Genomic DNA, 21,808 nt, shown 5'->3' with positions numbered 1-21,808 from the left:
GACGGCTCTCCCCAGCCGTCCGGCCGCACCGTCAGTGATCGGCGCAGCAGGGCGTCGGGTCCGGCACCTCGAAGGGCACCAGGGTGCCGCCGGCGGCCGGCATCGCCGTGAGGACGAGACGGCCCTCGCGCCACTCCGGGCGCACATGGCCGCGGGTGACCAGTTCCGCCTCCGGGGGCGCCGCCTCGGGCGAGCCGAGAACGGCGACCCGGTCCACCGCCGAGACCTGCAGCAGCCGGGCGACGGTGAGGACACCGGTGACGGCGGCGGCCCCCGGGTACAGGACGGCACGGCCACCCGCGCGCGCCCCGTGTTCGGCGGCGGCGCGGGCGGCTCCGGCCGCGAGTTCGCCGGGCCCGTGCCGGTCGTCGCCGAGGGCGACGCCCAGGAGGACACCGGGCCCGGCGCCCGCTCCGTCGCCCTCGCCCTCCGCCCCGTCCTCACCGGCACCGGCACCGGCACCGGCACCGGGGTCGATGCCGGTGCCGGTGCCGGACGTGCCGGAGGCGTGCTCCGTGAGCCGCTGCCAGGCCGCACGGGCCGCCCGCTCCGACGGCAGGGCGAAGGACAGCGCCGTGTGCGGCCGCCGCCCGTCCCGGACGTGGTGCGTGCAGCCCAGCGCGTCCGCGGGCAGGCCGAGTTCCGCGGCGAGCGAGCGCAGCAGATGGTCGGCCTCCCGCAGGGCACCCGTGTGACCGGTGTCGACGCCGACGACGTAGAGCTCGCTCACGACGGGAGGACCCACACCGGGTTGGAGTAGAACCACAGGTCCTTCCACGGGTCGGCGTCGCCGAGGACGTCCACGGCCGGACCCGCCGGGTCGACCGACGCGCCCCTGAGGCCGACGGCGGAGCGGTTGCCGTCGGTGCCGCGCAGCCGGACGTACACCGGGCGGTCGACGGCACCGAGGTCGTAGGTGAGGCGGACCGTGCCGGACGACTTGTTCACCTCGTAGGACCTGGCGACCCGTGCGGTGGGGGCGGTGAACGTGTCCCGGTCGGAGGCCGCGCCCGTCACATCGCCCTGGATGACGTCGACGCGCGCCAACTTCGGTACGAAGCCCGCCCAGTTGGGGCCGCCGGCCAGTCCGAGGTCCACGGTCAGCGTGACCCTGGTGCCCTTGCGTACGTGCAGCGCGCCGCCGAGGGTGGCCCAGCGTCCGCCGCCCGAGACCCGCGCGTCGAGACCGCTGACGAGCTGCCCGTGGTCGACCCACACGCGGCCGGCGCGGATGCCGTCCATCACGGCCGCGTAGGAGAATCCGTCGGAGCCGACGTGCGTACGGCTGTACTGGCCGGGCCAGTAGTCGCCCTGGGTGGTGTCGATCTTTCCGCCGTAGACCGGGTCGGTGTGCCGGCCGTTGAGGGTGAAGTCGCTGTCCGGTCCGCCGCGCACCGCGGTGTCCGTGTAGACCTGGTGGGAGTCGGAGTTGGCGGTGATCCACCAGGGCTTGCCCTCGGCGAGGAGGCTGTCCCACAGGCCGCCGACGGTGGCGGTCATCCAGTCGAAGCCGCCCCAGGTGCGGTAGCTCTCCAGCGGGTAGCCGGCGAAGGAGTTGGCGCTCGGGCTGTTGTCGTACAGACCGCGCGCGACGCCCATGCCGTACGTCTTCTCGATGCCGCCCGCCTGGTGGCCGGGGGCGCCCTCGAAGCCGACGGCGATCTGGTGGGACGCGGGGGTCGCGTCGCGCCAGGCGCGGATCTCGTGCGGGGAGTCGAGGCCCTTGCGGGCGGGGTGGTTGGCCAGCATCAGGATGTCCTTGACGCGGCGCCGCTGGACCTGCTCGGCGAGGAAGTTGAGGCCCGCGACGGCGAGCGCCTCGTTGGCGGGCGTCGAGTCGCCGGCACCCTTGACGCTGCCGTCGTAGTCCGTCTCGAACTGCTTGAGGACGGCGACCTCGTTGCGGCCCGGGTGGACGAAGACGGTGCCGTGCTCGGCGGCCGGGATGTTCCATTCGAGGCCCTGGAAGACGAGGGTGTCCTCGTGGATGTCCCGGGCCTCCTGGATGTCCGGGTTGACCTTGTCCACACCGATCTTGGCGTGGGTCTCGCTGCCGTGGTCGGTGATGACCATCCAGTCCAGGCCGTGCGCGGCACCCTGGCGGACCTGGTCGCGGACGCGGTACTTGCCGTCGCTGCTGTACTGGGTGTGGATGTGGTGGTCTCCGGCGAGCCACAGGAAGCCGTTCTTTCTCCGGCCGCCCGTGGAGGCGTACGCGGGGGCGGCGGCCCCCTCCGCGAGCACGCCGGCGGCGGCGAGGCCCGCGCCGAGCAGTCCCGCACGGCGCAGCAGCGAGCGGCGCGACTGCTGCTCGGGGGTGAGGGCCTCGTCGGGCACCGAGGTGTCGAAGGCGGCGGGCAGCGTGGTGTCCGTGCCCTCGTGGCCGTGCCGGTGGTGATGGTGATGCCCGTGCTCGTGTCCGTGCGTGTGCCCCATGACCGCCTCCTGAGTCCAGCCCCGCCCCTGCGGGCGCGTCATGAGGAGATTCGGGGCGGAGCGTGAACGGCGGGCGGCCCCCTCGTGTTCGCGGGGCGACCTGAATCGGTCAACTGGCCTTGTTCATAAGCCTGTTGCCGTTCGGGGTGTCCGTTGCGTCATGGATTCGGCGGAGTCGGCGGCCAGGGGGACTAGGCTTCCGCCTGGGTTCCCCAGGAAGGGGACCCTGGCGAAAAGGTGGTCCTCATGGCTCGTGCCGGGCTCACGACCGAGCGGGTCGTGCTGGCGGCGGCCGATCTCGCGGACGAGATCGGCTTCGAGAACGTCACCGTGGCCGCGCTGGCCCGGCGGTTCGGGGTGAAGGACGCGAGCATGTACGCGCACGTGCGCAACGTCCGGGAGCTGCGCGAGCGCATCGCGCTGCTCGCGTCCGGCGAGATGATCGACAGGATCGCCACCGCCGTGGCCGGACGGGCCGGAAAGGACGCGCTCGTCGCCTTCGCCGACGCCTACCGGGCGTACGCGCTGGAGCGGCCCGGCCGCTACCGGGCCACCCACACGCAGCCCGACCCGGCCCTGGTCGCGGAGCGGGCGGAGTACCGCCGTACGGCCGAGGTCACCGCCGAGGTCACCTACGGCATGCTCCGCGCCTACGGGCTGTCCGAGCCCGACCTGACCGACGCCGTCCGCCTGCTGCGCAGCACCTTCCACGGCTACTGCGCCCTGGAGGCCATCGGCGGGTTCGGCGCCCCGCGCGCCGTGGAGACGTCCTGGCGGCACGCGCTGGACGCGCTGCACGTGGCCCTGGAGAACTGGCCGCGCGCCGGGGACGGTCACCAGGGCTGACCCGCGCCCGTCACGGTGTACCCGCGGGGCCGGCGGGTCCGAGGGAACCGGCGGATCTGCGGAGTGCGGCGGATCCGCGGAGTGCGGGTAGCGGGAGGGATCCGGTGCTCGGCAGTGTCGCTCAGAGCAGCCCCAGGTCGCCCAGTTCCTTGTGCAGGTCCGCGCGGGGGTTGGTGGTGTCCGTGGCCGGGGCGGGGAGGGCGGGGGCTCCCGGGCCGGCGGTGGGACGGGCGGGCGGGAGCGGGCGGGGGTGACGGTCGCGGAAGAGCCAGGCGCCGGCCAGGCCGCCGATCAGGCCGCCGAGGTGGCCGAGCCAGCTCACCCCCGGCGTCCCGGGCACGGCGACGGTGAGCATGTAGGCGAAGGACGCCGCCATGACGACACCGATCAGGGTGTCGATCAGGTGCCGGTCGAAGATGCCCCGGACCACGACATAGCCGAAGTAGCCGAAGATCAGGCCGCTCGCGCCCACCGTCTCCACATCGCCCCGTTCGAAGAACCACACCACGAGCCCGCTGGTCATGGCCACCAGCAGGCTCAGCGCGAGGAACCGGGTCACGCCCCGGTAGGCGGCGAGGAAGCCGAAGACGAACAGCGGCCCGGAGTTGCTCTCGATGTGGGCCCAGCTCCAGTGCAGGAAGGGCGCGCTGAGGACGTCGGGCAGCGTGGTGACATCACCGGACACCACTCCGTAGTCCCGCGAGAAGGCGTAGCCGTCGGCGAAGTTGGCCAGTTGCACCAGCCAGACGATCGCCAGGAATCCGAACATCACGAAGAACGCCTTCCGCGCCTCCGCGATCATCCGCTCCGCGTCGACGGGTCCGCTGCCCGCTCTGCCGCCCGCTCCGCCCCGGCCGTCGCCCGAACCACTCATGACACACCCCCCTGCCCCGGCGGATCCGTTTCCGCCCCACCCCGAACTGTAGGGAATGCCGGTGAAGCCGTCCCCGGCCAGGGGGCGATCCCGCCGTGACCGTCGAAGCGGAAGCCCGTCGTCCCTCCCGCGGTCCAGGTCACCGTCACGTCGTAGACTCCCGCCGCCGCGCCCTCGGGCGTCGCCACCCGTACGGACACCAGGTCCGTCAGCGGGAGCGGGTCCCGGTCGGCGGTGAGCCGGGCGAGGACGGCGAACAGGGAGGCGCCGTCCCCCGTGACGCCCTCCCCCGTTGCCGACAGACCGTGCACGGGCAGGAGTTCGGAGCGCGTCCCGTCGCTCGCGGCCCAGCCCGTGACCCGTACCGGTGTCCCGGGATCCGCACCCGACACCAGATGGGCCCGCACCTCCACGGCGCCCCGCGCCACCACCAGGGAGGTCACCTCGACGCCCTCCGAGACCGTGTGCCGGGACGCCGCCCAGCCCTCCCCGACACCCAGCGGGACGATCCCCGTACGGCTCGCGTCACCGCCGACGACCACGCTGTTGTCGTACGACGGTGAGGGCGCCGTCACCGTCGAGTAGGCGAGCCGCGTGTAGTACGGGTCGTAGCGGACGTCCTCGCTGCCGTGGTTGTGGAGGCGGACCAGACCGTCCGAACAGGTCGACTGGATGAGCCAGTTGGGCGGACCGACCGGGGTGACGGCGTCGGCGCGTTCCGCCGGGCCGGGTTCCTCCGCGGCCGTCCAGACCTCGTGCTCCGCGGGCAGCAGGAGCGCGACGAAGGCCTTGCTCGCCCAGTACGGCGAGGCGGGGCCGGAATAGTGCTGCAGGAACGCCTCGTCGGGGCCGTGCCAGCCGAGGCCGAGCAGCCCGTTGCCGTCCACCGCGCCCCGGTCGAGGAAGTAACGCAGGGCGCCCGAGGCGAGACGGCGGGTCTCCCCCGGGGACAAGGGGGTCCGGCCGGTGAGCGCGCCGAGCCACAGCGGGGCGGTGGCCGCGAAGCGGTAGGTGAGCGATCGGCCCTGGAGCATCGGCGCGCCGTCCCCGCCGAACAGGCGGGCGTAGTCGCCGAGATGAGCCTCCAGCCGGCCGGCGTACAGGTCGAGGAGCCGGGCGTCGTCCGCCAGCCACGCGTGCAGCACCGGATAGAGGTGCATCGCCCAGCCGTTGTAGTAGTCGAACTTGCGCCCGTGGCCGTCGGTGTACCAGCCGTCGCCGAGGTACCACTGCTCGATGCGCTCCAGGCCGCGGTCGATCGCGGCACGCGACGCCTCGGGCTCCCAGCCGACCTCCTGGAGGAACCCGCCGACCGTCACCGGGAACAACTCCCAATTGCAGGGCCAGGGTTCGGCCGTCAGCGCGTCGCCGAGCCACTCGGCGGCCCGCTGCCGCACCCCGTCGTCCAGCCGGTCCCACAGCAGCGGCCGGGTGAGCCGCAGCGCGAGCGCGATCGACGCGGCCTCGACGAGGGGCTGACTGCGGTCCTCGACCCGGGGCCAGGCACCGGCCGTTCCGGCGGCCAGCCCCCGCGCGTACCGCTCCAGGACCTTCTCGTCCCGGCGGAAGCCGGCCAGCAGCAGCGTCCGGGCGTAGCCCTCCAGGCCGTCGGAGAGCCGGCCGGCGCTGCTCGTGCGGTCCCCGGGAAAATGGTAGAGGGCCTGGTCGTCGGTGGCGTAGGGGGCGACGGCGGCGAGCAGGGAATCGGCGGCCGCCTCCCAATGGGCGCGGGTGCGGCCGGTGTACGGGCTGAGAGAGCGGTCCTCGGCGGGTTCGACAGGCATCCGGCGGCTTCCTGTCCGTGCTGCGGACGGGCGTCTCGGCACGCCGGGCGTCCGTGGACGGCCGGAGGCCGATTCCTCACCTGTGTACTGATTCGATGTCAGGTCTGGCGTGTCCACTGCTGGTTGGTGCCTCCGTTGCAGGTGTAGGTGATGAGCGGGGTGGAGTTGGCGGTGGAGGCGCCGGACACGTCCAGGCACTCGCCGGACGCGCGGGCCGTGAGGAGCGCATAGCCGCCCGAGGCCGTCACCGACCACTGCTGGGTGACGGCGCCGGAGCAGTCCTCCTGGGTGACGCCGGTGGCGCTCTCGGTCAGGCACAGGGAGCTGCCCCGGCCCATCAGTTCGTAGTAGCCGCCGAGGGGCTTGAACCAGAACTTCTGGTTCGTTCCGCCGTTGCAGGTGTACTGGGAGAGCGCGGTTCCCTGCCACAGCGACTGGTCGGGGACGTCCGCGCACTTGCCCGAGTGACGGGCCGTCAGGGTTTCGTAGGCGGCGCTCGTCCCGCCGATCGTCCCGGCGGCCGTGTCGACGCCGATCTCCGGGGACCAGGACAGGGACATGGTGGTGCTCGTCGGGAAGGCGAGCGGCAGCCAGACGTACCGGGAGTCGTCGACCGTGCCACCGAACGAATTGCCCCAGCGGTCGCCCATGTAGAGGTAGGAGGTGCCCGAAGTCCCTTGCACGGGAAGGACGTACGCGGTCTGCGAGCCGTACGCCGTGGAGTCACCGACGTTCGTCATCGCGGTCCAGGGGCCGGCGAGCGAGGTGGCGGTGGCGTACTGCTGCTGGTTGGGACTCCAGCCGGTGGCCGCCGAGGTCAGCATGAAGTAGACGCCGCCGCGCTTGAACAGGGCGGGCGCCTCGCGGTGTCCGCCGTGCCAGGGGTCGGCGACCAGCGCCGCGATGCCGGTGTAGTCGGCGGTGAGCCGGTAGATCTGGAGGTCGTAGTTCTCGCGGGCGGCGGAGACCATGTAGCCGGTTCCGTCGGTGTCGACGAACGTCGTGATGTCACGGGACATGTACTGGCCGAGCGGCTGGAAACTGCCCTGGTAGGTGTAGACGCCGTCCACGGTGTCCGAGACGGCGACGGCGGCCCGCGCCTCGCTGTAGTCGACGCCGTTCTCCTTGTGCATCCACATGACGAACTTGCCGGTGGACGCGTTGTACATGACCTTGGGCCGCTCGATGTAGGCCGTGCCCAGCTCGGCGGCGCTGGACCGGGTCAGGACGTGGTTGCGGAACTCCCAGGTCTTCAGGTCGGTGGAACGGTAGGCGTCGACGTACAGGAAGGTGTTGTCGGCGTTGCGGTTCTCACCGAACCAGTAGTAGTAGCTGCCCACTTTGACGACCCCGCCGCCGTGCGCGTGCACGGGGGCGCCCGAAGTGGCGGTGAACCGGGTGCCGTTGGTGATGGTCTGGGCCACCGCCCGGGCGGGCACGGCGGCCAGGAGTCCCCCGGCGACGGCCAGGCAGAACGCGACGAGAAGGGCGTACACCCGTCTCGACGGCTGCCGCTCAGCGGGGGTGACGCGCGGAAGGAGGATGGTGCGGCTCATGCGGCTCATGCGGTGACCGTCCGTCCGGTATGCCGAACACACTCTGCGCTTGCGAACGTTGCCGCCCGAAAAAGTAAGCGCGTACTACGAAGAGGTCAACGGGACGGACGGGCCGCGAGTCCCGCACGGGGGAAAGAGAGACGCGCCGGCCGCACTCGGCTCGCGCGGACAGTGCTCGGGTCAGCCGCGCAGGCCCCAGTGTCCCCGGTGGACGACCTCGTCCACCCCGCGCCGGCGTTCCGCGACACGGGCGCCCTGCGGGGGAACGTCGTCCGACCGGTAGCCGACCGTGATGCCCCCGATCGGCGCGTACTCCCCGGGCACCCCGAACTCGGCGCGAAAGGGCTCCAGATGCTCCGGCATGATCCCGAAGAAGCAGGCGTCGAGCCCCTCGTCGACCGCGCTGAGCAGCATCATGAGGGCGGCCATCCCCGTGTCGATGAACCAGTACGGGGCGGGCCAGCGGGTCTCTGCACGGTCCTCCCAGCCCTTGTCCGGTTCGGCGTACCGCTCCAGATAGGCCGCCTTGTGAGCGAGCGGCACGACGACCAGCGGGGCGTCCTGCATCGTCGGCGTCTGCTCGGTACGGGTGGGGACGAACGGCCAGAAGCGGGCGCGGTCGGCGGGGTCGGTGAGCGCCAGGAACGCCCACCCCTGGGAGAAGCCGGCCGACGGGGCCCGCAGCGCGGAGGCGAGGATTCTCTCCACGGCGTCGGGGGCCAGCGGTTTGTCGGAGTAGTGCCGGATCATGCGACGGCGACGGACCACCTCGGAGAATTCCATGACGCCCGATCCTGCCAGGGCCCGGGCCGGCGGCGACCGGAAGCCGTCCGGATCAAGCCTCGCGCAGCGGTGGACCGCGGGCGGGGTGCCGGGGGGCGGTCGGCGGGCGGGATGCAGGGGCGGTCGTGGTGCAGGGGCGGTCGGCGGGCGGGGCTCGGCGCCCTGCGGGCGGTAGCCGACGCCCCGGAGCGGCAGGCGGCAGGCGGCAGGCGGCAGGCGGCAGGCGGCAGGCGGCAGGCGGCAGGCGGCAGGCGGCAGGCGGCAGGCGGCAGGCGGCAGGCGGATGATCGACGAACCGGCCGCGGATCCCGTCGCCCGGCCGTGTGTCTCACTCGGCGGGACGATCGCCCAGTGCTTGGACGGGGCGGGGCTCGGCGCCCCGTTTCGGCTAGCGTCAGGGGCATGGCCAGCGACAACGCCCTCACCCTCGCCGCCGCACTGTCCTCCGGCACGGTCGTGCTCGACGGAGGAATGTCCAACCAGCTCGAAGCGGCCGGACACGACCTGAGCGACGCGCTGTGGTCCGCGCGGCTGCTCGCGGACCGGCCCGAGGCGATCGTCGAGGCCCATCTCGCCTACTACGAGGCGGGCGCGGACGTCGCGATCACCTCCAGCTACCAGGCGACGTTCGACGGTTTCGCCCGACGCGGCATCCCGCGCGAACGGGTCGCCGAACTGCTCGTCCTGAGCGTCGGGTCGGCGCGCGAGGCGGCTCGGCGCGCGCACGCGAAGGGCGCCGCGCGGCCGCTGTGGGTCGCCGCGTCGGTGGGCCCGTACGGGGCGATGCTCGCGGACGGCTCCGAGTACCGGGGGCGGTACGGGCTGAGCGTCGCGGAACTGGAGCGGTTCCATGTGCCGCGCCTGGAGGTGCTGGCCGCCGCCGCACCCGACGTGCTGGCCCTGGAGACGGTCCCGGACACGGACGAGGCGCGGGCGCTGCTCCGGGGAGTCCGCGGGCTCGGCGTACCGGCGTGGCTGTCGTACAGCGTGGCCGGTGACCGTACGCGGGCCGGACAGCCGCTGGAGGAGGCCTTCGCCCTGGCCGCCGAGGCGGACGAGGTGATCGCGGTCGGGGTCAACTGCTGCGCTCCCGAGGACGTCGACGCGGCGGTCGCCACGGCCTCGCGCGTGACCGGAAAGCCGGTCGTGGTCTACCCGAACAGCGGCGAGGCGTGGGACGCGGCGGCCCGCGCCTGGACCGGCGGCTCGACCTTCTCCGCCGAACAGGTCGTCGGGTGGGAGCGGGCCGGGGCCCGCCTGATCGGCGGCTGCTGCCGGGTGGGTCCGGAGGCGATCACGGGGGTCGCGTCGGCCCTGCGAGCGGCCTGACCCCGCCCGCACCCCGGCCCGTAGGCACCCGGCGTCCCCCCGGCCGGAGGCGGACACCTCTGCGTGCCGCGACCGGAACCGGGCTCAGCGTCGGCCCGTGCCGCCCGGGCGGCGGAAGCGTCGTACGGCCGACAGCGGCGTCGAGATCCGCACGGGGACGTCGACGACGGGAGGGGTGGACGCGGGCACGCCTTCCGCCGCACCCTCCGGCGAAGGGGGTCCCGGCAGCCCCGACGTCCCCTTCACCGTCCGGGACGGGCCGTCCACGAGCTGGTCGGCCGTCTTCGCCGCGGGCCGGTCGGCCGTCTTGGCGGCGGGCTGGTCGGCCGTCTTGGCGGCGGGCCGGTCGGCCGTCTTGGCGGCGGGCCGGTCGGCAGGGCGGGCGGCGGGATCGGCGTCCGCCCCGGCGGGGGGCTGTCCGGCCGCTGCGGGCGTCGGCGTCGCGACGGCGCCGACCGCGGACCTGCCGATGTGCCTGCGAGTGGGACCGGTCGCGGGCCTGGCCGCGGCTCTGGCCGATTCGGCTTCCCACAGGGCGAGTTCGGGGTCGCGCGGCCCGTACGCGGTGTGCGGGTCGCCGGCGCCGAAGACCCGGACCGGGTGCGAGTCGTCCCAGGCGGCCCACCCCGGGTCGCCGTCGACCGCGAACCGCACCCAGGCCCCGTGCATGGCGTCCGCCAGCTCCTGCGGGGCACCCTCGCCCGCGAGTTTCGCCGCCTCCGGGGCGCCCGCCGTGTCGAAGACGAAGCCCAGTTCCAGGGCGTGACACGCGCCGAGACCGGGCACGCCCGACGGCCAGGCGAACTCGTAGACGTGCGCCGGGGCCCGGTCCTCGCCGGGGACGTCCGCGTCGAGGGAGGCGGTGGGCCTGCCGCTGCGCGCGTCGGCGAGACGGTGCAGCGGTACCCGCAGGAGATGGTCCGTGATCATCTGGCCGACGAGATCGGCGGTGCCCGCTTCCGGGCGGAGGCCGCGGTAGCCGCGGGGCACCTCGTGGCCGCAGTGGCAGCGGGCCATCGCGCCGGCCAGGGCGACCGGGCCGAGCCGGTCGACGCGCTCCAGGAGCCCGCCCGGCACGAGCCACAGCCGGTACTCGTCACGGGTCCAGCCGAGCAGCAGGCCGACGTCCGCCGCGGCGCCCTCGACCAGGGCCTCCAGCGGCTCGCGCGGCACGAGGTCGCCGTCGACGACGATGCCGAAGGCGGGACCGCCGAGGACCGGGCTGCTGAGCCTGCCCACCTCGGCCTGGGTGCGCAGCAGCAGGTCGCGGTCCACGGCGGCGAACGCCTCCGCCGTCGCGGGGATCTTCAGCCGGGTGGCCATCCGGCGCACCATCCGGCGCACCTTGTCGCGGTCGCTCGCCTCGGGCGGCCCGCTCTGCAGGACCGCCCGCCGGAACAGGCCCCGGGCGCGCGGGCTCGCGAGCAGCGCGCCGATGCTGATGGCTCCGGCGGACTCGCCGAAGACGGTCACCCGTCCGGGGTCTCCGCCGAACCGGGCGACGGACTCCCGCACCCACTCCAGCGCGGCGAGCTGGTCGCGCAGCCCGGGGTTGGCGGGCGCGTCCGGGAACAGGCCGTAGCCCTCCACGCCCAGGCGGTAGTTGAAGGACACGAAGACCACGCCGTCACGGGCGAAGGCGCGCCCGTCGTACACGGGAACGGCCGAGGAACCGCGGGTCAGGGCTCCGCCGTGGATCCACACCATGACGGGGAGGCGGGCGGCGGGGTCCGGCGCCGGGGTCCACACGTTGAGATTGAGGCAGTCGTCGCCCGGCACGACGGGGTCGGCGAGGAGCCGGGCGAAGGCCTCGGAGTACGGGGGCTTCGGCGGCGTCGGCCCGAACGCGCCGGCGTCCCGGACCCCGTCCCAGGGCTCGGGGGGCACGGGCGGACGGAACCGGCGGGCGCCGAAGGGCGGGGCGGCGTACGGGACGCCCCGGAAGACCGCGATCCCGTTCTCGTACCGGCCGCGCACCGCTCCGTAGGGGGTGGGGACCACCGGGTCCCTCGTCTCCGCCACCGGATCCACCGTGTCCACCGCCATCCGGGACCAGCTCCTCACCGTCGCGCGCTGTAGAGATCAGAGCACCACATCGCGTCGCGGTATTCCTGCCGAAATCTCCTTTCCGGCCGGTGCCCCGGACCCCGCGGGCGGCTCGCGGGGCCCGAGCGGTCCCCTGCCGGGGTCCGGCGCCGGTCAGGCCCCCGGGTCCGGAACGGCCGCGGCGGGCTCCCGCGCCGCCCAGAGGATGCCGCCGAGCAGATGCCGGCGGAAGTCCGGGTCCTCGTAGGCCTGCGCGGCATGGCCGAGCGCGGTGTAGAAGACCCGGCCCGCACCCTGTTCCCGGCACCACACCAAGGGGTGGTCAACGCCCATGCCCCCGCCCTCGTAGGAGGTCTCGTCGGCGCGGGCGAGCACGCGCACGCGGTCCGCGTCGCGCGGGTTGGAGCGGAAGTCGTACCACTCGTCCGTGAACTCCCAGACCGGCGGCAGGAGCCGGGTCGCGGGATGTCCGTGGTCCTCGACGAGGACCCGGCCCGGCTGGAGGTCCGGGTGCCGCTCGAAGCGGGCGCCGAGCAGGTCGCCGTAGTGGGGCCAGTCGTACTCGGTGCAGGCGGCGGCGTGCACCCCGGCGAAGCCGCCGCCGCCCTCGACGTAGGCCGCGAGCCGCTCGCGGCCCGGCGGCGTCAGCACCTCGCCGCTCGTCGACAGGAAGACGACGGCCGCGTACGGGTCGAGGGGGGCCTCGAGGACCGCGGGGTCCTCGGTGGCGTCCACCTCGAAGCCGTGGGCGCGGCCGAGGGCGCGCACGGCACCGACGGCGGCCGGAATGGAGTCGTGCCGGTACCCGGTCGTACGGGTGTACACGAGAACGCGGAAGACCATGCCCGGAGCCTAGGCCTGCCTGACCGTTCCCGTCCGCCCGGCCCTGAGGGCGCTCCCCGGGGCGCTGTCCGTTTCCTTCAAGACCGGCCTCCGGGAACCTGCCTACGGTGGCCGTATGACTCCACAATTCGATGTGATCGGGCTGGCCGTCTCCGACATGGCCGCCTCCCTCGCCTTCTACCGCCGCCTCGGGCTCGTCTTCCCGGAGGGCGCCGAGAACGAGCCGCACGTCGAGGCCGGGCTGCCCGGCGGGCTGCGTCTCGCGCTGGACACGGAGGAGACCATCCGGTCGTTCCACACCGGGTGGCGGCCGCCGAGCGGCGGCGGCCGGGTGGCGCTCGCCTTCCGCTGCGAGGACCCCGCCGAGGTCGACTCCGTGTACGAGGACCTCGTCGGCGCGGGCCACCACGGCGAGCTCAAGCCGTGGGACGCGTTCTGGGGCATGCGGTACGCCGTCGTGCACGACCCGGACGGCAACGGCGTCGACCTGTTCGCCCCGCTGGAGGAAGAACCGGAGGAAGAACCCGCCCCCGCGAGGTAGCCGGGCCCGTCACCGGTGACCGACCAGCTCACCGAGTGTCGCTCCCGCCAACTCCCTCACGTCGCGCGCCAGATGAGCCTGGTCGGCGAACCCGGCGCGCAGCGCCGTCTCCGTGAAGGGCACGCCGTCACGGGCGAGGGCGAGCGCTCGCTGCAGGATCCGGGCCAGGGTCTTGGGTCCGTACCCGAAGGCGGCGAGCGAGCGGCGATGGAGCTGTCTCGCTCCCAGGCCGAGCCGGTCGGCCGTCTCGGCGACCGGGCGTCCCGCGTCCAGGGTGGCCACCACTTCCCCGAGGAGCGGATCGGGGGGCACGGCCCCAGCCGCCCGGAGCAGCGCGACCTCTTCGAGCGCCTCCACGGGGTCGGCGGCCCCGTCGATCCGCGCGGTGAGGCGGCGAGCCATAGATTGGCCAACTCCACGCGCCAGTGCCGGAGTTCGCTGGCGGGTACGCCCAAGTAGACGGGTGTGGTGCCGGGGTAGAAGCGGACGCTCGCCCAGCCGCCGGGCAGGCGTCTCGGGCGAGACGGTGGTGAGGCCGGCCTCGAGCGGGTACGGCAGCTCGGAGTCGACGGTGGTCGCTTGACGGTGGCTGGTGGCCGGTGATCGGTCGGGTCGGTGGCCGGGGTGGCCACTCGCACGGGTGGTGTCGGTCGATGGTGTGGGTGGTCGGGGAACGTGCGGTCCAGGTTCATGGTCATGGCGCGGTTTCGGATGTATCCGACGGGTGAGCAGGCGGGCGTCATGCTCGGTCACTGCGCGCACGCCCGGTACGTCTGGAACCTGGCCGTCGAGCAGCACGCGCACTGGCGCAGGTGGCGTAGGGCGGCGCCCGGTTTTGCCGAGCAATGCCGTCAGCTCACCGAGGCCCGGCGCGACAACGCATGGCTGGCCGCGGGCAACGCCGATGTGCAGCAGCAGGCGCTGAAGGACTTCGCCAAAGCCAAGAACGCCCGTTTCACCTCTGGTTTCGGTGAGCCGACCTGGCGCAGGAAGCACGTGCACGAGGGCTTTCGCGTCATCGGCACGGAGCGCGTCCCGGAGGTGAACGAGAACGGCTCGCCGAAGCTGAACGCGAAGACCGGAAAGCAGGTCATGGGCCGCTCGGTCGTGGTGCAGAGGCTCAACCGCAGGTGGGCGCGGGTGAAGGTGCCCGGCTGCGGCTGGGTCCGGTTCCGGCTCACCCGGCCCGAACTGCCCAGGGCCAAGACGTTCCGTGTCACCCTGCGTAACGGCCGGTGGCACATCGCGTTCGCCGTCGTTCCCGCCCCCGTCGAGGGGCCCGGCACGGGTGAGGTCATCGGCATCGACCGGGGCGTGGCCATCACCGCCGCGCTCTCCGACGGGCGGAAGCTGAACTGCCCGCAGCTCACCGTCAGGGAACGCGCCCGGATCCGCAAGCATCAGCGCCGTGCCGCTCGCGCGCCCAAGGGCAGTGAGCGCAAGGGCGCCGAGTACGCGAAGGTGGCTCGTATCAAGGCCCGTGAGGCGGACCGGCGCAGGGACTGGTGCGAGAAGACCAGCACGATGCTCGCCCGCGGCTACGACCTGGTGCGGTTCGAGAAGCTGGACATCAAGAACATGACCCGCTCGGCCAGGGGCACCGCGACGGAACCCGGCAGGAAGGTCGCCCAGAAGGCCGGGCTGAACCGGGCGATCCTCGCCCAGGGCTGGGGCCTGCTCCGGCAACGCACCGGACACAAGGCCCCCGGCCGCACCGAGGACGTCCCCGCCCCCTACACCAGTCTGCGCTGCAGCAACTGTGGCTGGATCGACAAGAACTCGCGCAAGAGCCAAGCCGAGTTCGTCTGCTCCTCCTGCGGCTTCACCTGCAACGCCGACACCAACGCAGCAGTCAACGTCGCGGCAGGACAGGGCGGGATCCCCCACCCCCGGCGAACAGCCGGTGCCGGAGGGGTGACAACGGCCACCAGCCGCTCGAACACCCGTGAACCCCAGCCCGTATGGGCTGGAATCCCCCTCTTTCAAGAGGGGGAGGATGTCAAAGCAGATCCATGCAGCCGTCGGGAAGCACGGCGTCCCGGGCAGCCCCGGAAGCGTCCCGGGCGGTCGTGGGACGGGCCCGGGCAGCCCCGGAAGCGTGTCGAGCGGTGCCGGAGGCCTCCCGGCCCGGGCCTCCGCCCACGGACGAACCCGTCCCTCGACGCCTCCGCGCCCCACGCGGACGCCCGCTCCCCCGGATGCGCGGCCCCCGCCACGGGGCCGGTCGCGGGGCCGGTCAGGACACGGCTCCAGAGCACCGCGCCCGGCAGCCGGGACACCCGTTCCCCGTACATGCCGGCCACGCTACGCCGGGCGGGCCCGGTGCTCCTGCGGGCTGACGCCGTAGACCCGCTTGAAGGCGCTGGAGAGCGCGAAGGCGCTGCCGTAGCCGACGTGGCGGGCGATCGTCTCCAGGGTGTCGTCGCTCTCGCGGAGCCGGTCGGCGGCGGAGGCGAGACGCCAGCCGGTCAGGTACGTCATCGGGGGTTCCCCGACGAGTTCACCGAAGCGTCTGGCCAGCGCGGCGCGCGAGACGCCGGTCTCGGCGGCGAGCGCGGCAACCGTCCAGGGCCGGGCCGGGTCGTCCTGGAGGAGCCGGAGCGCGCGGCCCACGACCGGGTCCGCGAGGGCCTGGTACCAGGCGGGCGCGGCGGCCTCGGGACGGGAGAACCAGGCCCGCAGGGCGGTGATCGTCAGCAGGTCGAGGAGCCGGTCGAGGACGACCTCCTGGCCGGGCTCGTCGCGCACCATCTCCGCGGCGAGGATCGGGGTCAGCGGGCACTCCCACACGTCGGAGGGGAGCACGAGCAGCGGCGGCAGGGCGTCGAGCAGCCGGCGATTGACCTCGCCCCGCATCATGTACGTCCCGATCAGCAGCACCGTGGAGCCGTCGAGCCGGTCGCCCCAGCTCCGGACGCCGAGGTCCCAATGTCCCTTCAGCGAGCGTCCGTCCGGGTAGGAACACTCGCCGCCCGGCAGGATCACGGCCTGGGGCGGGGTACCGGGTTCGTCGGCGCAGCGGTACGGGTCGGGGCCGCGCGCGATGGCGAGGTCACCGGCCCGCAGCCGCAGTCCCTCGCCCTCGTCCGGTACGACCCAGGCGTCGCCGCGGACCACCAGCATGATCGACAGGGGGGCGCGGTCCTCGACGCGTACGCACCACGGCGGATCGAAGCACGCGCGGATCATGAAGGCGCCCCGCGCGCGCGGACCCTCCAGCAGGCTCGCGAGCGGGTCCCCCCGCATGAGCGTGTCCGAACGTGACGGAGCGTCCATGCGGCCAGCGTAGACGGCAACCGTGGACGACCGTGGACGACCGTGGACGACCGCTTATGGGAATGAGCCGTTCGCCGATGGTTCCGCGCCGGGGGCGGCAGTTGACTGGGGCGCATGGCAGAGAACACGCGGGACATGACAGTGCTGGTGACAGGAGCCACGGGGCGGACCGGGAGCCGGGTCGCGCGGGCCGCGCGGGCGGCGGGCCTGACGGTCCGGGCCGCCTCGCGCGCCACGGGCTTCGACTGGGAGGACCCCACGACATGGGCCGGGGCGCTGCGCGGCGCCGACGCGGCCTATCTGGTCCATCCCACGGACGTCGGCTCACCGGCCGCCACGAAGGCGGTCGGGGCCCTGGCCCGGGAGGCGGTGGAGCTCGGCGCGCGGCGGCTGGTGCTCCTGTCGTCGAGGGGCGAGGACCAGGCCGGACCGACCGAGGAGGCGCTCAGGACGTCCAGCGCGGACTGGACGATCGTACGAGCGTCGTGGTTCTCGCAGAACTTCAGCGAGGGCCCGCTGGTCGAGGGGCTGCGCCACGGGGAGCTGGTCTTCCCTGCGGGTGAGGTGCGGGAGCCGTTCATCGACGTCCGTGACATCGCGGACGTCGTCGTGGCCGCGTTGACCGGGGGCGAGAAGTACACCGGCCGGGAGCTCGCGATCACGGGGCCCCGGCTGCTGACCTTCCGGGAGGCGGTCGCGGAGATCTCGCGGGCCACCGGCGAGGAGCTGGCGTACACACCGGTGACGGCGCGGGAGTACGGCGACGCGCTGGCCGGATTCGGGATGCCGGCCGAGGAGGCCGGATTCCTCGTCGACCTCTTCGAGAGCCTCCTCGACGGCCGTAACGCCCACCTCTCGGACGGCGTCCGGAACATCCTCGGCCGTGCGCCGCGGGACTTCGCGGACTTCGCGCGGGAGGCCGCGGCGGCCGGGGTGTGGAAGGCCTGACGAGGGACCGGCCGGCCCGTCCGGACCCGCTCCGGACGGGCCGGACCCGCCCCGGATCACTTCCCCGGCGGGTGCTCCTCGCCGTTCTTCGGGGCGCGGTGGGTGTGGTGGGTGTTCTTGGCGTGGGTGCGCAGGCGGGACGTGACGTCCTCCGGGGGCAGGAAGCGCGACCAGCGTTCGGGGAACTCGGAGGGCATGTCGGGGTCGTCGGGATCGGCGTCGTACGAGCGGTGCGCGGCGACGCGGGCCACGTACTCGGCGGCCTGGACCTCGCGCAGCCGTTCGTTGGCGGCACGGGCCGCGGCGGTGGCGGCGGCCGGCCAGACCCGGTCGATGGCGGCGTTGACGGCCGCGCCGACCAGGACGGCGAAGGCGGCGACACCGATCCACAGCAGGACGGCCACGGGCGCGGCGAGCGAGCCGTAGATGGTGGGCCCCTCGATGGTGTTCGTCAGGTAGATGCGGAGCAGGAAGCTGCCGAGCACCCACATGGCGAGGGCGACCAGGGCGCCCGGCACGTCCTCGACCCAGGGGGAACGGACGGGGACGGACACGTGGTAGAGGGTCGTCAGGAAGACGACCGACAGGACGATGACGACCGGCCAGTACAGGATCTGTACGAGGGTCGTCGACCACGGCACGACGCTCACCACGGCGTCCGGGCCCGCCACCATCAGCGGGAGCGCGACGGAGCCGATCAGCAGGGCGACGATGAACAGCAGGAAGGACATCATCCGGGTCTTCACGATGCCCCGGGTGCCGTCGAGGCCGTACATCACGGTGATGGTGTCGACGAAGACGTTCACCGCGCGCGAGCCCGACCACAGGGCGAACAGGAAGCCGAGGGAGATGATGTCGGGCCGCCCGCCCTTCATCACGTCGTGCAGGATCGGCTCGGCGATCTGGTGGACGCCCTTCTCGGTGAGCACCGTGCGGGACGCGTTCAGGATGTTCGATTCCAGGCTGGCGATGGTGTCGGCGCCGGTCCAGGCGTCCACGTAGCCGAGCAGCCCGATCATGCTCAGCAGCAGCGGCGGCACGGACAAGAGCGTGAAGAAGGCGGCCTCGGCCGCCAGCCCCAGGATCCGGTACTCCATGCACGAGTTGACGGTGTCCTTGATCAGCAGCCAGGCGGTCCTGCGCTTGGAGACGTTCCGGTAGAGCGCGCGAGCGCGGTGAAAGCGGCCCGGGCGCGGCCGTTCACTTGTTTCTTTTGCCTGGTGCACGTCCTTACGGTAGCGGTATGCCAGCCAGCACCCACACCGTGACCAACCAGGCTCCGCCCCTGGTCGGATATGACGTATTCGCCGCCGACCGCGCGCTCGGCGAGGCCGTCGACCGGCACCTCGATCCGGAGCTCCTCCAGGAGGCGCGCGAGGAGCTGTCGTCGCTCGGCCGCACGACGGGTTCCGCCCAGGTGCAGGAGTGGGGTGCGCTGGCCAACGAGAATCCGCCGAAGCTGCGCACCCACGACCGCTACGGCAACCGGATCGACGAGGTCGACTTCCACCCGGCCTGGCACCGCCTGCTCGGCAAGGGCGTGTCGGCGGGGCTCACCTCGGCCTGGACCCGCCCCGGCGGACACCTCAGGCGCGCGGCGGGCTTCGTGGTCTGGACGCAGGCCGAGGCGGGCAACGGCTGCCCGCTGTCGATGACCCACGCGGCGGTGCCCGCGCTGCGCACCGACCCGGCGCTCGCCGCCGAGTGGGTGCCGCGTCTGACGTCCGCCGTCTACGACCAGGAACTGCGTCCCGCGTCCCTGAAGGCCGGCGTGCTCTTCGGTATGGGCATGACGGAGAAGCAGGGCGGCAGCGACGTCCGCGCCAACACGACGGAGGCGAGACCGCTCGCCGAGGACGGGACGTACGCGCTGACCGGGCACAAATGGTTCTGCTCGGCGCCGATGTCGGACGGTTTTCTCGTGCTGGCGCAGGCCCCGGGCGGGCTGACCTGCTTCCTGGTGCCGCGGGTCCTTCAGGACGGCACCCGGAACGTGTTCCGGATCCAGCGGCTCAAGGACAAGCTCGGCAACAGGTCCAACGCGTCGAGCGAGGTCGAGTTCGACGGGACCTGGGCGCGCCGGGTGGGCGACGAGGGGCGCGGGGTGCGCACCATCATCGAGATGGTCGCGGCGACCCGGCTGGACTGTGTGCTCGGCTCGGCCGCGCTGATGCGGCAGGCGGTCGCGCAGGCGATCCACCACTGCACCTACCGCGAGGCGTTCGGCGGCCGTCTGATCGACAAGCCTTTGATGCGCAACGTCCTGGCCGATCTGGCGCTGGAGTCGGAGGCGGCGACGACGCTGGCGATGCGGCTCGCGGCGGCGTACGACGACGACAGCGAGCAGGAGCGGGCGTTCCTGCGGCTCGCGGTGCCCGCGGCCAAGTACTGGGTGACCAAGCGGTGTACGCCGGTTGCGGTGGAGGCGCTGGAGTGCCTGGGCGGCAACGGCTACGTCGAGGAGTCGGGCATGCCGCGTCTGTTGCGGGAGTCGCCGCTCAACTCCATCTGGGAGGGCGCCGGCAATGTGCAGGCGCTGGACGTCCTGCGCGCTCTGCAGCGGGAGCCGGGGGCCCTGGACGCGTATCTGCGGGAGGTGGGCCGGGCGCGCGGCGCGGACCACCGGCTGGACGGGGCCATCAAGAACCTGCTGACCGAACTCGCCGACCTGGACGGTATCGAGGCCCGTGCCCGCCGGCTGGTCGAGCGGATCGCGCTGGTGCTGCAGGGATCGCTGCTCGTCCGGTACGCGCCCCCGGAGGTCGCCGACCTGTTCTGCGCCTCACGGCTGGGCGGTGACTGGGGTACGGGCTTCGGCACGCTGCCGCACAGTCTGGATCTGGCCACGGTGGTGGAGCGGGCCCGGCCGGTGGCCTGAGGGGAGCGCTGAAGCGGGGGTGGTGCTGCGCCGACACGGCACCACCCCCGCCGCTCGCCCCGTTCAGGAGCTCGGACACCGCACGGGCGGTATCGCTGTCAGTTTCGAGGAACCTTGTGACCGTTGGCGAGAGTTGCAGACCGTTGCATTCCTTTGTGCACCTTGTGCGAAGTCCCGGCGGAGGCGGCCGAGAGCAGGCACGATGTGGGATGACGGCGGTGTCGCGGCCCGTACGAGGTCCTGGTTTCGGGAGTGCTCTGTGAAGACCACATCGTTCAACCCAGCCCGTTTCGCACCGTCCGACGCGTCCGAAACGGCGGGGCACCTCCGGAAGACCTGGGCCGCGTCGATGAAGGGCGAGCGTGGCGTGTTCGCCCCGCGTCCGGTGATCGGCCGGTCCTGGCAAAGAGTGAAACGTTTCGGCATCAATCCCGAACAGGGAACGGACAGCATCCTCCTCCAGTCGGACGAAGTCGAACACCGGCGGACGTCCACCGCGCTCGCCGATGTGATGCCGACCCTGCACGGCGCCCTCGGGACGGTCGCCGACGCCTCCCTGCAGATCATGGTGGTCACCGACCCCGAGGGCCGGGTGCTGTGGCGCGCGGGGAATCCGGGCGTGCTGCGCCGGGCCGACGCCATCTGCCTGGAGGAAGGCGCCGCCTGGAGCGAGGAGACCACCGGCACCAACGCCATCGGAACCGCCCTGTCGGCGGACATGCCGGTCCAGGTCCACTCCGCCGAGCACTTCGTGCGCACCCTGCACGAGTGGACGTGCGCCGCCGCGCCGGTCCACGACCCGCGCGACGGACGGCTGCTCGGGATCATCGACGTGAGCGGCCCGGACAGCACCTTCCACCCCGCCACCCTCGCCCTGGTCGACACGGTGTCCCGACTGGCCGAAAGCGAACTGCGCGCCGCGCACCTGAGGGCCATCGAGCGGCTGCGCGCGGTGGCCGCCCCCCTGTTGTGCCGGCTGGACGGTCCGGCGCTCGTGGTGGACTCCCACGGCTGGCTCGCCGCCGTCACCGGGATGCCGCCCGTGGACCGGGTCCCGCTGCCCGGCTCCTTCGGCGCCGGACACAGCTGGCTGCCCTCCCTCGGAACGTGTGTCGCCGAGCCGATGCCCGGCGGCTGGCTGCTGCGCGTCATCGGCGACGGCGACCCGGGGAGCCCCGGCCGGGTCGTCCTCGACCTCGGCGAACCCCGGCGCCCGCACATCACCGTCCGGGGCACGGCGGGCAGTTGGGACCAGGCCCTGAGCCCGCGCCACGCGGAGCTGCTCTACGTCCTCGCCGTGCACCGGCAGGGACGCAGCGCCGCCCAGCTCGCGGTCGACCTCTTCGGCGATCCCACCCGCACCGTCACGGTCCGCGCCGAACTCTCCCGTGTACGCCGCCGGCTCGTCGGGCTCCTCGACCACCGGCCGTACCGCTTCCGCGAGGAGCTGGAGGTCGAGGTGCTGCTGCCGGACGACCCCCGGGACCTGCTGCCGCACTCGACCGCGCCCGCGGTGCTCGGAGCGCGCGCGACGGCGGCACCGTCGTGAAGGCGGGGACGGGGGAGGCGAGCGTATTTCGTGGGCGTCTTCCGCGGTCTTCGCCCAGGCCGGGACGTCTCTGCCGTAGCATCCACTCCACAGGCCACCCCACCCGTCTCTCCGTCAAC

15 protein-coding genes and 3 pseudogenes are annotated in these 21,808 nt (G+C 73.2%); 7 read left to right on the top strand and 11 right to left on the bottom strand.

Annotated features, from left to right (window positions below):
- Positions 1–31: 31 nt before the first annotated feature.
- Positions 32–730, bottom strand: a complete 699-nt coding sequence (locus tag ACH4S8_RS15030) for a hypothetical protein (protein WP_398393809.1) — start codon at positions 728–730, stop codon at positions 32–34.
- A complete protein-coding gene (locus ACH4S8_RS15025) occupies positions 727–2,436 on the bottom strand; it encodes a PHP domain-containing protein (RefSeq protein WP_398393807.1) in 1,710 nt (569 codons plus the stop codon). Before ACH4S8_RS15025 ends, ACH4S8_RS15030 begins: the two co-directional genes overlap by 4 nt.
- A 246-nt stretch (positions 2,437–2,682) precedes the next feature.
- Between ACH4S8_RS15025 and ACH4S8_RS15020 the strand changes: the two genes are divergently transcribed.
- Positions 2,683–3,282, top strand: a complete 600-nt coding sequence (locus tag ACH4S8_RS15020) for a TetR/AcrR family transcriptional regulator (protein WP_398393804.1) — start codon at positions 2,683–2,685, stop codon at positions 3,280–3,282.
- A gap of 121 nt (positions 3,283–3,403) precedes the next feature.
- On the opposite strand, the gene ACH4S8_RS15015 is transcribed toward ACH4S8_RS15020, so the two are convergent.
- The 4 genes from ACH4S8_RS15015 to ACH4S8_RS15000 form a co-directional block, all read right to left on the bottom strand.
- Positions 3,404–4,156 carry a rhomboid family intramembrane serine protease gene (locus ACH4S8_RS15015; RefSeq protein WP_398393802.1) on the bottom strand — a complete coding sequence of 251 codons (753 nt, stop codon included), beginning with the start codon at positions 4,154–4,156 and terminating at the stop codon, positions 3,404–3,406.
- Positions 4,153–5,940 carry a DUF2264 domain-containing protein gene (locus tag ACH4S8_RS15010; protein WP_398393800.1) on the bottom strand — a complete coding sequence of 596 codons (1,788 nt, stop codon included), beginning with the start codon at positions 5,938–5,940 and terminating at the stop codon, positions 4,153–4,155. The genes ACH4S8_RS15015 and ACH4S8_RS15010 overlap by 4 nt, the downstream gene beginning before the upstream one ends.
- 98 nt (positions 5,941–6,038) lie before the next feature.
- Positions 6,039–7,496: an RICIN domain-containing protein gene (locus tag ACH4S8_RS15005; protein WP_398394113.1), complete on the bottom strand. Its 1,458-nt coding sequence runs from the start codon at positions 7,494–7,496 to the stop codon at positions 6,039–6,041.
- 180 nt (positions 7,497–7,676) lie between these two features.
- Positions 7,677–8,279: a nitroreductase family protein gene (locus tag ACH4S8_RS15000; protein WP_398393798.1), complete on the bottom strand. Its 603-nt coding sequence runs from the start codon at positions 8,277–8,279 to the stop codon at positions 7,677–7,679.
- 402 nt (positions 8,280–8,681) lie between these two features.
- Between ACH4S8_RS15000 and mmuM the strand changes: the two genes are divergently transcribed.
- The gene (gene mmuM / locus ACH4S8_RS14995) at positions 8,682–9,608 is read left to right on the top strand and encodes a homocysteine S-methyltransferase (RefSeq protein WP_398393796.1); all 927 of its coding nucleotides are present in this window, start codon (positions 8,682–8,684) and stop codon (positions 9,606–9,608) included.
- A 474-nt stretch (positions 9,609–10,082) separates the two neighbouring features.
- Here the strand turns inward: mmuM and ACH4S8_RS14990 are convergent.
- Positions 10,083–11,654, bottom strand: a pseudogene (locus ACH4S8_RS14990) (carboxylesterase/lipase family protein); the annotation flags it as partial.
- 153 nt (positions 11,655–11,807) lie between these two features.
- Complete coding sequence (locus tag ACH4S8_RS14985; protein ID WP_398393794.1) at positions 11,808–12,497, bottom strand: ThuA domain-containing protein; 690 nt, start codon at positions 12,495–12,497, stop codon at positions 11,808–11,810.
- 115 nt (positions 12,498–12,612) lie between these two features.
- Between ACH4S8_RS14985 and ACH4S8_RS14980 the strand changes: the two genes are divergently transcribed.
- Complete coding sequence (locus tag ACH4S8_RS14980) at positions 12,613–13,038, top strand: VOC family protein (protein ID WP_398393792.1); 426 nt, start codon at positions 12,613–12,615, stop codon at positions 13,036–13,038.
- Positions 13,039–13,047: 9 nt separating this feature from the next.
- Here ACH4S8_RS14980 and ACH4S8_RS14975 read toward each other — a convergent pair.
- Positions 13,048–13,541: pseudogene (locus tag ACH4S8_RS14975) on the bottom strand (helix-turn-helix domain-containing protein); the annotation flags it as partial.
- A gap of 187 nt (positions 13,542–13,728) precedes the next feature.
- Between ACH4S8_RS14975 and ACH4S8_RS14970 the strand changes: the two are divergent.
- Positions 13,729–14,889, top strand: a pseudogene (locus ACH4S8_RS14970) (RNA-guided endonuclease InsQ/TnpB family protein); the annotation flags it as partial.
- A 453-nt stretch (positions 14,890–15,342) separates the two neighbouring features.
- Here the strand turns inward: ACH4S8_RS14970 and ACH4S8_RS14965 are convergent.
- Positions 15,343–16,314: an AraC family transcriptional regulator gene (locus ACH4S8_RS14965; RefSeq protein WP_398393790.1), complete on the bottom strand. Its 972-nt coding sequence runs from the start codon at positions 16,312–16,314 to the stop codon at positions 15,343–15,345.
- Positions 16,315–16,428: 114 nt separating this feature from the next.
- On the opposite strand from ACH4S8_RS14965, the gene ACH4S8_RS14960 reads away from it, so the two are divergent.
- Complete coding sequence (locus ACH4S8_RS14960; protein ID WP_398393788.1) at positions 16,429–17,262, top strand: NmrA family NAD(P)-binding protein; 834 nt, start codon at positions 16,429–16,431, stop codon at positions 17,260–17,262.
- Positions 17,263–17,318: 56 nt separating this feature from the next.
- Here the strand turns inward: ACH4S8_RS14960 and ACH4S8_RS14955 are convergent, their stop codons facing one another.
- Positions 17,319–18,488, bottom strand: a complete 1,170-nt coding sequence (locus ACH4S8_RS14955) for a YihY/virulence factor BrkB family protein (RefSeq protein WP_398393786.1) — start codon at positions 18,486–18,488, stop codon at positions 17,319–17,321.
- 17 nt (positions 18,489–18,505) lie between these two features.
- Between ACH4S8_RS14955 and ACH4S8_RS14950 the strand changes: the two genes are divergently transcribed.
- The gene (locus ACH4S8_RS14950) at positions 18,506–20,140 is read left to right on the top strand and encodes an acyl-CoA dehydrogenase family protein (protein WP_398393784.1); all 1,635 of its coding nucleotides are present in this window, start codon (positions 18,506–18,508) and stop codon (positions 20,138–20,140) included.
- Between the two features lie 259 nt (positions 20,141–20,399).
- On the top strand, positions 20,400–21,689 hold the full coding sequence (locus ACH4S8_RS14945; protein ID WP_398393782.1) for a GAF domain-containing protein: 1,290 nt from the start codon (positions 20,400–20,402) through the stop codon (positions 21,687–21,689).
- Positions 21,690–21,808: the final 119 nt, after the last annotated feature.

This window comes from Streptomyces sp. NPDC021080 (assembly GCF_044333225.1).
GTDB lineage: Bacteria > Actinomycetota > Actinomycetes > Streptomycetales > Streptomycetaceae > Streptomyces.
The sequence above is the reverse complement of the archived record's forward strand: the minus strand, read 5'-3'. Positions and strand labels throughout refer to the sequence as shown.